Annotated in this window: 11 protein-coding genes and 1 riboswitch; all 11 genes read right to left on the bottom strand. The window is 43.7% G+C overall.

All coding sequences use genetic code 11. The features are described 5' to 3' along the window. Position 1: 1 nt before the first annotated feature. The 11 genes from AC0VYC_RS07535 to AC0VYC_RS07485 all read right to left on the bottom strand — a co-directional run bounded on the left by AC0VYC_RS07535 (position 2) and on the right by AC0VYC_RS07485 (position 11,814). Positions 2-1,066, bottom strand: coding sequence for an inorganic phosphate transporter (locus AC0VYC_RS07535; RefSeq protein ID WP_008344915.1), 1,065 nt, complete (start codon positions 1,064-1,066; stop codon positions 2-4). Positions 1,067-1,079: 13 nt separating this feature from the next. After that, the gene (locus tag AC0VYC_RS07530) at positions 1,080-1,781 is read right to left on the bottom strand and encodes a phosphoadenylyl-sulfate reductase (RefSeq protein WP_008344917.1); all 702 of its coding nucleotides are present in this window, start codon (positions 1,779-1,781) and stop codon (positions 1,080-1,082) included. A gap of 45 nt (positions 1,782-1,826) precedes the next feature. Next, a complete protein-coding gene (locus AC0VYC_RS07525; RefSeq protein WP_008344920.1) occupies positions 1,827-1,973 on the bottom strand; it encodes a YezD family protein in 147 nt (48 codons plus the stop codon). Positions 1,974-2,047: 74 nt separating this feature from the next. Further along, positions 2,048-2,150: riboswitch (SAM riboswitch) on the bottom strand. Between the two features lie 158 nt (positions 2,151-2,308). Beyond that, positions 2,309-2,947, bottom strand: a complete 639-nt coding sequence (pyrE, locus tag AC0VYC_RS07520; RefSeq protein WP_017359346.1) for an orotate phosphoribosyltransferase — start codon at positions 2,945-2,947, stop codon at positions 2,309-2,311. A gap of 7 nt (positions 2,948-2,954) precedes the next feature. Further along, the gene (gene pyrF / locus AC0VYC_RS07515; protein WP_046527254.1) at positions 2,955-3,659 is read right to left on the bottom strand and encodes an orotidine-5'-phosphate decarboxylase; all 705 of its coding nucleotides are present in this window, start codon (positions 3,657-3,659) and stop codon (positions 2,955-2,957) included. Continuing rightward, positions 3,631-4,563, bottom strand: coding sequence for a dihydroorotate dehydrogenase (locus AC0VYC_RS07510; protein WP_017359348.1), 933 nt, complete (start codon positions 4,561-4,563; stop codon positions 3,631-3,633). The genes pyrF and AC0VYC_RS07510 overlap by 29 nt, the downstream gene beginning before the upstream one ends. Continuing rightward, positions 4,557-5,333 carry a dihydroorotate dehydrogenase electron transfer subunit gene (locus AC0VYC_RS07505; RefSeq protein ID WP_007499709.1) on the bottom strand — a complete coding sequence of 259 codons (777 nt, stop codon included), beginning with the start codon at positions 5,331-5,333 and terminating at the stop codon, positions 4,557-4,559. Before AC0VYC_RS07505 ends, AC0VYC_RS07510 begins: the two co-directional genes overlap by 7 nt. Then, positions 5,330-8,545, bottom strand: a complete 3,216-nt coding sequence (gene carB / locus AC0VYC_RS07500) for a carbamoyl-phosphate synthase (glutamine-hydrolyzing) large subunit (RefSeq protein WP_427243689.1) — start codon at positions 8,543-8,545, stop codon at positions 5,330-5,332. The genes AC0VYC_RS07505 and carB overlap by 4 nt, the downstream gene beginning before the upstream one ends. After that, positions 8,530-9,624 (bottom strand): carbamoyl phosphate synthase small subunit, encoded by a 1,095-nt coding sequence (locus AC0VYC_RS07495; RefSeq protein WP_019743288.1) that lies wholly within the window; start codon positions 9,622-9,624, stop codon positions 8,530-8,532. The genes carB and AC0VYC_RS07495 overlap by 16 nt, the downstream gene beginning before the upstream one ends. Further along, complete coding sequence (locus AC0VYC_RS07490; RefSeq protein WP_035392124.1) at positions 9,621-10,907, bottom strand: dihydroorotase; 1,287 nt, start codon at positions 10,905-10,907, stop codon at positions 9,621-9,623. Before AC0VYC_RS07490 ends, AC0VYC_RS07495 begins: the two co-directional genes overlap by 4 nt. Beyond that, complete coding sequence (locus AC0VYC_RS07485) at positions 10,891-11,814, bottom strand: aspartate carbamoyltransferase catalytic subunit (protein WP_427243690.1); 924 nt, start codon at positions 11,812-11,814, stop codon at positions 10,891-10,893. The genes AC0VYC_RS07490 and AC0VYC_RS07485 overlap by 17 nt, the downstream gene beginning before the upstream one ends. Positions 11,815-11,893 lie beyond the last annotated feature (79 nt).

Below are 11,893 nucleotides of genomic sequence, written 5' to 3'. Positions count from 1 at the left end.
TTTAAATCCCGCCGCCCTGTTCATGAATCGAGCTGCTCTCATTTTTAACTGCCTTCATAAGACTCAGTGCACCTAGTGAAGCAAGCAGTACACTCATCATGATAAAGATAGAGTAATAGTCTCCTTTTAAGAAAAGGCTTACCAACAAATAAGATAGACTAAGTGATAAGAAAGGTGACACAACCCATACCTTCAGCATTTTTTTCACAACATGTTTATGAAAAATGTTCGGTCCACCCTTTGCCATACCAAGCCCAATAATGGACGAGGAGGTAATTTGAGTAAGGGGAACAGGGAGTCCGAATATAGAGCTGACGATGACAAGTCCTGCACCGGTGCTCGATAATAGAATGCCTTCACCCGTTTGATAGCGTGTAATTTTCTTTCCGTTTGTTTCTAGTACCCTTCTTCCTAGAAGCAGCGCCCCAATGGCCACAAAGATTCCGCCGTAAAGGGTTCCTTGCCCGACTGATAAAACACCTGATGCGACAAGCGGGCCGACCGCATTGGCGACATTGTTCATGCCGGCTGAAAATGCTTCTAAAAACCCACTGATAATCAAAACAACAGATAAGATCAATGTACCTTTTTTGGATAATGTCCGTTTAGGGAACAATCTGATGATTTTGACAACAGCAAAGGTAAAAACAAAGGCAACAATCGGAATAATCACCCAAAAAGAGACAATGACTAAGATCGATTTCACATACAGCACTTTATATGCGGCTGCCACACCGACCACAGCTCCTACTGTGACCTCACTTGTGGATAAAGGAATGGCCAAGAGGTTCGCTATGAAAAGTGATAATGCGGCCGAGCCAATGATGATACACACAATTTCAAGTGTGATGACAGATTCAGGCATAATCCCGGAGCTGATCGTTTTGACGACCTCGCCGCCGCCAATCACTGAACCTGCTAATATTCCAACTGCACAAACGCTGAGCGCGTATATTGGCTTTTTGATCGCACCTGAACCATATGCGATGCCCATCGAAGCGGCTGCTCCGCTTGCGCCAATATTTAAAGCAAAGAATAAGCTAAATAAAATTGCGGCGATTTCCATACATTATGCTCCCTTACTCATGTAATCCGCACTCAGTCTTTGCTGTCCCTGACCATCTTCCAGAACGCAAATCATCAGCAGTAAATGCCGGCTGTGTACAAGGTGCACACCCGATGCTTGGATATCCTTGGTCATGCAGCGGATTATAAGTAAGATCCTCTCTAGACGCATATCTCCATATGTCCTTCCACGTCCAGTGGATGAGCGGACATACTTTGACTGATTGGAATTTTTCATCCTTATTTAAGAAGTTCGTACCTGCTCGTTTAGGCGACTGCTCTCTTCTTAAACCAGACAGCCATGCCGGATAGCCAGATAGTGCCTCTTGCAATGGAATGACCTTTCTCATATGACAGCAGCTTTGAGGATTCGTTTCCCATAATTTATCACCATGCTGCTCATTCTGCTCTTCCACCGTCAGCTCAGGTGTTTTCAGCACGATGTCTAAACCAGGATATCTTTCCTTAACTGCATCAATGGTGTCGTATGTTTCCTTGAAATGCAGACCTGTATCTAAAAAGACAATTCTTGCATCTTTTTTTACTTTCGCAATAAGATCGATCAGGACAATGCCCTCAATGCCAAAACTGCATGCATAAACGAGCTGATCACCATAGTGGCCGTACGCCCATTTCAGCACAGATAGGGCCCCTTTATACAAATCGTCCTCTTGAAATGTAATGGACGGCTCTTGCCAATTTTCATAAGTTAACATTGTTTCTCCCCTTCCGGAGTACTGCTTCTATTGCTATTCTCCGCACTACTTTAATCTGATTTTTTCATTTTTTTCCACTTGAATCACTTGACCGTCCTGAACGATCAACGTAATTGAACCGAATTTCATATCCCCAATCAGCTCTTGCATATGCTTCACTAAGTCCTCATCCTGGTTTTGTTTCAGTTCCATCTCCTCTTCCTCCTCACCGTTAAAATAAAAAAACTTTCTTTCAGTCCGAAAGAAAGATGAGGAAGCTCACGATTTCCTTATCTTTCAAAATAGAATCATTTTGCAGGAAGTAGCACCTTGCAAATCGCAGGTTGCCGGGCTTCATCGGGCCAGTCCCTCCACCTCTCTGGATAAGAGTTTTAATTTGTATTAAATATTAACACAATTCAAACAAAAGTCAACCCGACTTTATTGATAGGATTAGTTTTTATTTAAATTTGAGTCTATTTTACTATTTTTAACCAAATAAAAAGCTGTGCAGTGCAGCACAGCTTTTTTAAAACAAGACAAGCTTTTTAGACCGTTTCTTCCATCCAAGATTCAGACGAAGGATCCTGTCTCCAGCGTTTTAGTTTATTCATAGCAGAAGGCTCAATTGCTTTTAGCTCAAGTGCCACTTCTGTCAGTGTGTCATAGTCTGTCAGCGTGACATAGGGAATGTTTTTCTCTTGAAAAGCCGCAGCTGCTTTTGGCAGTCCATAAGTGAAGATCGCAACAACTCCGAGTACGTCACAGCCTTCTTCTTCTAGCGCAGCCACAACTTCAAGAACGCTGCCTCCAGTTGAGATGAGGTCTTCTACGACAACCACCTTTTGTCCAGGTGATACGGCTCCTTCAATTTGATTTCCTTTTCCGTGTGCTTTTGGTTTACTTCTTACATAACACATCGGTACATTCAGACGATCAGCTGCTAATGCCGCATGAGGAATGCCAGCTGTAGCTGTACCTGCGACAACTTCCGCTCCTTCAAAATGAGTGAGAATCAAGTCTTTTAAACCTTCCGCAATGTCCCCTCTGACCTCAGGATAAGACAAGGTGAGGCGATTGTCACAGTAAATCGGTGATTTGATACCGCTCGCCCATGTAAATGGTTCGTCTGGTTTTAAAGAGACAGCTTTGATTTGTAATAAATGCTTCGCGATTTTCGTTTTCATCCGGCAGTCACTCCCACTCTTTCAAAATTTGTTGATAAGCTTCCACTGGGTTTGTGGCTTTTGTGATCGATCTTCCCACAACAATCTGTGAAACACCCTGTTCTTTGGCAAAGGCAGGTGTCGCCACACGCTTTTGGTCATCCGTTTGATCATTTGGTAAGCGAATTCCTGGTGTCACAGTGAGAAAGGAAGGAGAGATTTGTTCATGAAGCTGTTTTGATTCATGAACAGAGCACACCACACCATCAAGTCCACTTTCATATGCCAATTGTCCATAATGAAGCACAGCCTCTTGCAATGGGCGGTCAATTAGTAATTCTTTTTTCATCATATCTTCTGACGTGCTTGTCAGCTGGGTCACTGCAATAATGCCTGGGCGATTTTGCCCGGCAGGGGTTCCGCTTTCAAGCCCCTCTATGGCCGCCTGCATCATTCTTTTCCCGCCGGCTGCATGCACATTCACCAAATCAACACCAAGTGCAGCAAGCCTGTTCATCGCTTTTTGCACAGTTGTTGGAATGTCATGAAGCTTCAGATCAAGGAAAATACGGCAATTTTTTTCTTTCAGTGCATCAATAATGGCAGGACCTTCTTGGTAAAACAGCTCCATGCCGACCTTTACGAATAATGGAGTGCCTTCAAAACGATCTATAAAGGCGTGCGCCTCCTGTCCTGACGGAAAATCAAGCGCGATGATGGGCAAGTGCTTCATGTTTCCAGCTCCTTCCGATGCATTCCTCTACAGATGAATACCCATAAGCCGCTAACACATTCGGCAGTTCATCAATGATTTCCGGGCAAATAAATGGGTTCACAAAATTGGCTGTCCCAACAGCTACCGCACTTGCGCCAGCTAGTAAAAATTCAAGTACATCTTCAGCGCTTTGCACCCCGCCCATTCCAATAATCGGAATAGAAACGGCCTGACTGACCTCATGCACCATTCGGATGGCAACAGGTTTTACAGCAGGACCTGATAATCCGCCTGTTTTATTGGCAAGAATGGGTTTGCCTGTTTTTAAATCTAAACGCATCCCAATCAAGGTATTGATCATGGTGAGTCCATCCGCTCCAGCCGATTCAATCGCTTTAGCAATCTCAACGATATTGGCTACATTAGGTGACAGTTTCACATAAACAGGAACGGAGGAAACTTCCTTAACAGCTTTTGTCAATGTAGCCGCCATTTCTGGATCGGTCCCAAAGGCAATTCCGCCTGTTTTCACATTCGGACACGAGATATTCAGTTCAAGGGCGTGAACATTGCTTGCTTGACTAATTTGCTTTGCTACTTCAACATAATCATCAACTTGTGATCCAGCAACATTGGCAATAATAGGGGTATCGAACTGCTCAAGCCAAGGTAATTCATGTTCAAGCACGCCTTTTAGACCTGGATTTTGGAGACCAATCGCATTCAGCATACCGGCTCCTGTCTCAGCTACCCTCGGTGTCGGGTTGCCAAATCTCGGTTCAAGGGTCGTGGCTTTAATCATGATGCCACCCAGCAAGGAAAGGTCATATAATGATGCGAATTCTTTTCCAAATCCAAAACAGCCTGATGCAGGAATGATTGGATTTTTTAAAGATAAGCCGGGTAATTCGATGTTTAGCATGATAGCGCCACCTCCTCCGCTTTAAAAACAGGTCCATCCAGACAAACTTTAACGTACGGTTTCTCGTGCTGATCGGTATGACAGACACAAGCAAAGCATGCACCGATTCCGCAGCCCATTCGTTCTTCCATTGAAATATAGACAGGCTTATCGGGATAAGAGTCTTTTAGTGCTTTTAACATAGGTGTCGGTCCACAGGAAAGCAAGACATCAAAGTCCAGCTCATTCTCTTCAATGACATTTGTCACGAAACCTTTCGAACCATATGTCCCATCAACGGTTGCGATAAACGTATCTCCGAGTGCTTGAAACTTCTCCTCATAAAATACATCCTTTTTCGATTGAAAACCGAGAACATGTTTTACGATGACGCCTTTTTTCGTTAACCGCTTAGACAGTTCATATAGCGGAGGCACACCGATTCCTCCACCGACTAATAATGCGGTCTGTCCGGCCTGAACGACTGAAGGGTCATAGCCGTTTCCAAGCGGTCCTAACACATCGACTGACTCTCCCGCACGCTTTTGGGAAAGGAGCTTTGTGCCCTCTCCCTCTGCGCGGTAAATGATGGTTGCTTCTTGCTTTTCGGCATGAATGTTGGCAATACTGATCGGTCTTCTCAGCAGCGGTGTCATGGATTCACTGACCTTTATATGAAGAAACTGTCCAGCTGTTTGAAAGGATTCAACAAGATCACCCTTTAATGTCATTTCGTAAATATGATCAGCGATCTCTCGGTTTGAGACGACCGTCAAGTATGCTTTTTTCATATCGTTACTGTCACCTCAGCATTCGTTTTCACTTCTGGCATTTCATCTGCTCTAAATGTCATGCTCTCTAGCACTCTTAAAATCGCTTCCGCTGTATCTAGTGACGTTAAGCAAGCGACACCATTTTCAACAGATTCACGTCTAATTCTAAAGCCGTCTCTTGCTGGCTGTTTTCCTTTTGTTAAGGTGTTGATGACAAATTGGGCTTCACCATTTCGAATGACATCCAGCAGATTCTTTCCTTCTTCTCCTATTTTGCCGACAACACTTGATGGAATGGAGGCTTGTTTTAAGTAATTCGCTGTTCCTTCTGTTGCTAAAATATGATAGCCGATGGAATGGAATCTTCTTGCAATCTCAAGTCCTTCTTCTTTATCTTTATCAGCCACTGTCAGGAGAACCGTTCCGTCTTTTGGAATTTGAATGCCTGATGCAATCAGCCCTTTGTAGAGGGCTTTTTCGATTGTGACATCTTTCCCCATGACTTCACCTGTTGATTTCATTTCAGGCCCTAGTGTAATATCTACTCTTCTTAGTTTTGCAAAAGAGAAGACTGGAACTTTAACATATACGCCTTCTTGCTCAACATGAAGCCCTTCTTGGTAGCCATAGTTTTTCAGTTTTTCTCCTAAAATAACCTTTGTAGCTAAGTTCGCCATTGGAATGCCTGTAATTTTACTTAAGAATGGGACAGTCCGGCTTGAACGCGGATTCACTTCAAGTACGTACACTTCACCTTTTGATAGAACAAATTGAATGTTCAAAAGCCCAATGATGTTAAGGCCTTTTGCGAGTTTAATTGTGTATTCTGCGATTTTCGCTTTGATGTCCTCAGACAAAGTTTGCGGCGGGTAGACCGCAATGGAGTCTCCAGAGTGAACGCCGGCTCTTTCAATGTGTTCCATAATGCCTGGTATGACAACCGTTTCTCCGTCAGACACAGCATCTACTTCAATTTCTTTTCCTGTCAAATACTTGTCAATGAGCACTGGGTGCTGCGGATTGACTTTCACCGCATTCTCCATGTAGTGAAGGAGCTCAGCTTCTTGATACACAATTTCCATTGCACGGCCGCCTAATACATAGGAAGGACGGACAAGCACGGGGTAACCGATTTGATTCGCAATCGCTACTGCCTCTGGCACAGACGTTGCTGTCTTACCATTTGGCTGCGGCACGCCGAGAGTTTCTAATGTTTGTTCAAACTTGTCACGGTTTTCCGCACGGTCAAGGTCTTCAAGCGAAGTTCCAAGAATCTTAACCCCTCTATTTGATAATTCATCTGCTAAGTTAATCGCTGTTTGGCCGCCAAACTGAACGACGACACCTTCTGGCTGTTCAAGGTCGATGATGTGCATCACATCTTCTACAGTGAGTGGTTCAAAGTAGAGCTTATCTGAAATACTAAAGTCTGTTGAGACGGTTTCAGGGTTGTTGTTAATAATAATGGCTTCATAGCCTGCTTGTTTGATTGCCCACACTGAATGAACGGTCGCATAATCGAATTCTACTCCTTGTCCGATTCTGATTGGACCTGAGCCTAGCACGATGACACTTTTCTTATCTGTTCGTTCGGATTCATTTTCATCTTCATATGTGCTGTAGAAATACGGTGTTTCTGATTCAAATTCTGCCGCACATGTGTCCACCATCTTATACACAGGAACGATGCCTGCTTCTGTTCTTAGGTTATAGACATCTGCCTCATTCATATTCCATTCGCGGCTAATATAAATATCTGAGAAACCTTTTTCTTTCGCTTCTTTTAAAACGTATACATTGCCTTTGTTTTCTTTTAGCGTCTTTTCAAATGCGATGATGCCTTCCAGTTTATGAAGGAAGAAATAATCAATTTTCGAGAATTCATGAATCTGTTCGACAGTATAGCCTCTTCTTAGCGCCTCAGCGATATAAAACAGACGCTCATCTCCTGCTTTGATAATCCGCTTTTCAAGCACTTCGTTCGTAATGTCCGCTTCGTCTTTTAATTCAATGTGATGCACATCCGCTTCAAGTGAACGCACAGCCTTTAAAAGAGACTCTTCTAATGTGCGGCCAATCGCCATGACTTCACCCGTTGCTTTCATTTGTGTTCCAAGTCGTCTGTTGGCAGATTCAAATTTATCGAACGGCCAGCGCGGGATTTTTGAAACAATATAGTCAAGTGCTGGCTCGAACGCTGCATATGTTTTGCCTGTGACTGGGTTCATCATTTCATCAAGTGTTAGGCCGACTGCGATTTTCGCTGCAAGTTTTGCAATTGGATATCCAGTTGCTTTAGACGCAAGAGCAGAAGAACGGCTCACGCGAGGGTTTACTTCGATAATATAGTATTGGAAGCTGTCTGGGTCAATCGCCAGCTGTACGTTACATCCGCCTTCAATGCCAAGTGCACGGATCAGCTTGAGTGACACATTACGAAGCAGCTGATATTCACGATCACTTAGCGTTTGACTTGGTGCCACAACGATACTGTCGCCTGTGTGGATGCCGACAGGATCAAAGTTTTCCATGTTACAAACCACAATGGCATGATCTCCGCTGTCACGCATGACCTCATATTCAATTTCTTTAAAGCCTGCGATACTTTTTTCAAGCAAACATTGTGTCACCGGACTTAACTTCAGTCCATTCTCGACGATTTCTTTTAATTCTTGCTCATTTGTACAAATTCCGCCGCCTGTTCCGCCTAGTGTATAGGCTGGTCTAACAATGACCGGGAAACCGATTTGATCTGTGAATGCCATCGCTTCTTCAAGGTTATGGATGATTTCACTTTCTGGTACAGGTTCATTTAATTCATTCATTAGATTACGGAATAAATCTCTGTCCTCTGCTTTTTGAATAGCTGACAGCTTGGTGCCTAGTACTTCAACACCGCATTCAGCGAGTACACCAAGATCTGATAATTCAACAGCAAGGTTCAATCCAGTTTGTCCGCCAAGTGTCGGCAAAATCGCATCAGGACGTTCTTTTCGAATGATTCGTGTTAAAAATTCTGGTGTCAGTGGTTCGATGTATACCTTATCGGCCATTTCTGTATCCGTCATGATCGTCGCAGGGTTAGAGTTCACAAGAACGACTTCATAGCCCTCTTCTTTTAGTGCTAAGCAAGCCTGTGTGCCTGCATAGTCAAACTCCGCTGCCTGACCGATGATGATTGGACCTGAACCGATCACTAAAATCTTTTTGATATCTACGCGTTTTGGCATACTTCTTCCCCTTCTTTCTCAGTTGTATGAATCATGTCCATGAACTCGTCAAATAAGTAGTTCGCATCTTCTGGACCCGGTGATGCTTCTGGGTGATACTGGACAGTGAATGCTGGTGCTTCTTTATGTTTTAATCCTTCAATGGTATTGTCATTTAGCGCAATATGTGTGACTTCAAGCACGTCTTCATTAATGGCGCTAACCGTGTAGCCATGGTTTTGAGACGTCAAGGTTACCTTGCCAGTTGCTAGTTCTTTGACTGGATGATTGGATCCTCTATGCCCAAATTTCATTTTTTCTGTACTTGCGCCGCACGCAAGCGCGAATAACTGGTGTCCTAGGCAGATACCAAAGAGTGGTACCTTTCCAATCAGCTGCTGAATCATTTCAACCGCTTCTGGCACATCGACTGGATCCCCAGGTCCGTTTGAAAGCATGATGCCATCTGGTTTTAACTGTAATACTTCATCTGCCGTGATATTGTATGGCACCACAATGACATCACAATCTCGCTTATTGAGTTCGCGCAAAATGCCATGCTTCATGCCGAAATCGACAAGCACAATTCTTTTGCCTCTTCCTGGGCTTGGATACGCATTTTTCACAGATACTTGGCTTACTTGATCTGTTGGTAGCTGCATCGTTTGAAGGCGGCTCACAACGTCTTCTACTTGTTCATCCGGTCCTGCAAAAGCTCCTCTTAATGTACCTGCACTTCGAATCATGCGCGTGAGCTTGCGTGTATCAATGCCGCTAAGGCCCGGGATATTTTTCATTTTTAAATACTCATCAAGTGAGTATGAAGAGCGCCAGTTTGAAGGCTTTTCACAAAGCTCTTTCACGATCAGCCCTTTCACAAACGGTGTGATCGATTCAAAATCATCACGGTTAATGCCATAGTTGCCGATCAACGGGTAAGTGAGTGTGACAATTTGTCCGCAGTACGACGGGTCAGACAAAATTTCTTGATAGCCTGTCATCCCTGTGTTAAAGACGACTTCTCCGACTGACGGTTCTAAGCTGCCAAAGCCTGTTCCTTCGAATACTGTTCCGTTTTCTAGCACTAAGCGTCTCTTCATTTTACTAGTCTCCCCTCTTCATAAACGACTTTCCCAGATGCAAGTGTCATGACCGGCCATCCTGATACAGTCAATTTGTCAAACGGTGTATTTTGTCCTTTAGATAAGAAGCTTTTTTTGTCAATTGCCATTTCTTTGTTTAAATCAATCAGTGTGATATCAGCGATTTGACCTTCTTCCAGCTTTCCGTATGGAAGAGCAAAGGCTTCTGCTGGTTTGATGGTCATATAATCAACAAGTTCTTTTAATGTCCATTCCCCTGTTTTCACAAAACGTGTGTACAGAAGCGGGAACGCTGTTTCAAGTCCGACAATCCCAAATGGTGCCCTCTGCATCGTTTCGTTCTTTTCTTCTTCTGTATGCGGTGCATGGTCTGTGGCAATAAAATCAATCGTGCCATCTAAAAGTCCCTCGATCAGTGCCTCGCGATCTTCTGCTCCTCTGAGCGGCGGATTCATTTTATAGTTTGTGTCAAGACCTGGAATGTCTGCATCACATAAGAGAAGGTGATGTGGAGAGACCTCAGCCGTCACACGAATGCCTGCTTTTTTTGCATCGCGTACCACTCGGACGGATTCCTTTGTACTGATATGACATACATGATAATGACAATTCGCTGCTTCTGCTAAGAGGACATCTCTTGCAATATGCACCGATTCACAAATGGACGGTATTCCGTTTAACCCATTTGCTTTTGAAAAGTCTCCTTCATGAACGCATCCTCCATAAATGAGTGAGTTATCTTCACAGTGCGCCACTATGGCTTGATCAAGGCTTGCTGCCTTTTTCATTGCTTCGTACATCATGCCTGCGGTTTGAATACCAACACCGTCATCCGTAAAGGCAAAAGCGCCCGCTTCTTTTAACGCTGCAAAGTCTGTCATCTCTTCGCCAATTTGTCTCGTCGTGATGGAAGCGTATGGCAGTACTCTTACAGATGAGGTCTCTTTGATTCGATTCATCAGCCATTCCATTTGTTCTTTTGTATCTGGAACTGGTCGTGTATTCGGCATTGCTGCAATGGTCGTATACCCGCCTCTTGCTGCTGCCTTAGAACCTGTTTCAATGGTTTCTTTTTTCTCGCCGCCTGGCTCTCTTAAATGCACATGCAGATCAATCAAACCTGGTGATACAAATAGCCCTGCTGCATCAATGACTTCTTCTCCGTCTTCTCTTTCTAAGTGACCCATTGCTTGAATCACTTTTCCTTCTACCCTAATATCCTGCTGCACTCTTTCCCCTGTGCTTGTTAAGATAAAACCGTTTTTAATGAGATATGACATAGACAGAATCTCTCCCTTTTTGATGTAGTCTGCTATTTTGAAAAGCTCTTTTTAACACAGCCATTCGGATATACACACCATTTTCCATTTGTTTGAAAATCCTTGACTGTTTTGACTCTACTAATGAATCATCTATTTCAACACCTCTATTTACTGGTGCTGGATGCATAATAATTGCTCTTTCTTTCATTTTGCTTGCCCTGTCTACTGTTAATCCATAAGTCGATAAGTAACCCTCGTTGCCCATCTTTTCTGAGTGTCTTTCATGCTGAATTCTCAGCAGCATCACCACGTCAGACCGCTTCATGGCTTCGTCCACTTCGACATACGTTCCATGAGGATTTTGTTCATCTTGGAAGGATGCTGGTCCTGAAAAGAGCACTGTCGCTCCTAGTCTTGCGAGGACTTCAGCATTGGACCTTGCCACCCTGCTATGTTTGATATCACCATGAATCGAGATCGTTAAGCCTTCAAAACCGCCAAACTCTTCGAAGATCGTCATCAAATCCAGCAATGATTGTGTAGGATGCTGTCCGCAGCCATCTCCCGCATTAATGATTGGAATCCCGACCTTCCCAATCAGCTCTTTGTAATATTCGTCGGTACTGTCTCTGATGACACATGCCTTGACTCCGATGGATTCAAGTGTTTTCACTGTATCGTAAAGAGTCTCTCCCTTTTGAACAGAGGTACTTGCTGCGTCTAGGTTCAGCACATTCATTCCAAGTTTCTTCTCTGCCACCTCAAAGCTAAAACGCGTTCTTGTACTTGGTTCAAAGAAGAGGTTCGCTACAAATTCACCTGCTAAACCATGTTTCTGTTTCCCTTTTTTCAATGCACATGCTTCTTCAATCAGCTGTAAAATTTCTTCCTTTGACAAGCTGCTCATTGTCGATAAATCATTCATTTTTTCTGCCCCCTCTAGTTTTTCATCACTTTCAGGTTCAAAAAAACCCTAAGCCTCGGCAGCTTAGGGTTCTCCAAAA

It is taken from the genome of Bacillus sp. iso_77 (assembly GCF_056173625.1).
The sequence above is the reverse complement of the archived record's forward strand: the minus strand, read 5'-3'. Positions and strand labels throughout refer to the sequence as shown.

Coding starts and splice junctions, on each gene's coding strand:
- AC0VYC_RS07495 (WP_019743288.1), bottom strand. CDS start 9,624: ATGAAGAGACGCTTAGTGCTAGAAAACGGAACAGTATTCGAAGGAACA.
- AC0VYC_RS07485 (WP_427243690.1), bottom strand. CDS start 11,814: ATGAATGATTTATCGACAATGAGCAGCTTGTCAAAGGAAGAAATTTTA.
- AC0VYC_RS07490 (WP_035392124.1), bottom strand. CDS start 10,907: ATGTCATATCTCATTAAAAACGGTTTTATCTTAACAAGCACAGGGGAA.
- AC0VYC_RS07510 (WP_017359348.1), bottom strand. CDS start 4,563: ATGCTAAACATCGAATTACCCGGCTTATCTTTAAAAAATCCAATCATT.
- carB (WP_427243689.1), bottom strand. CDS start 8,545: ATGCCAAAACGCGTAGATATCAAAAAGATTTTAGTGATCGGTTCAGGT.
- AC0VYC_RS07535 (WP_008344915.1), bottom strand. CDS start 1,066: ATGGAAATCGCCGCAATTTTATTTAGCTTATTCTTTGCTTTAAATATT.
- AC0VYC_RS07525 (WP_008344920.1), bottom strand. CDS start 1,973: ATGGAACTGAAACAAAACCAGGATGAGGACTTAGTGAAGCATATGCAA.
- AC0VYC_RS07530 (WP_008344917.1), bottom strand. CDS start 1,781: ATGTTAACTTATGAAAATTGGCAAGAGCCGTCCATTACATTTCAAGAG.
- pyrE (WP_017359346.1), bottom strand. CDS start 2,947: ATGAAAACGAAAATCGCGAAGCATTTATTACAAATCAAAGCTGTCTCT.
- pyrF (WP_046527254.1), bottom strand. CDS start 3,659: ATGAAGCACTTGCCCATCATCGCGCTTGATTTTCCGTCAGGACAGGAG.
- AC0VYC_RS07505 (WP_007499709.1), bottom strand. CDS start 5,333: ATGAAAAAAGCATACTTGACGGTCGTCTCAAACCGAGAGATCGCTGAT.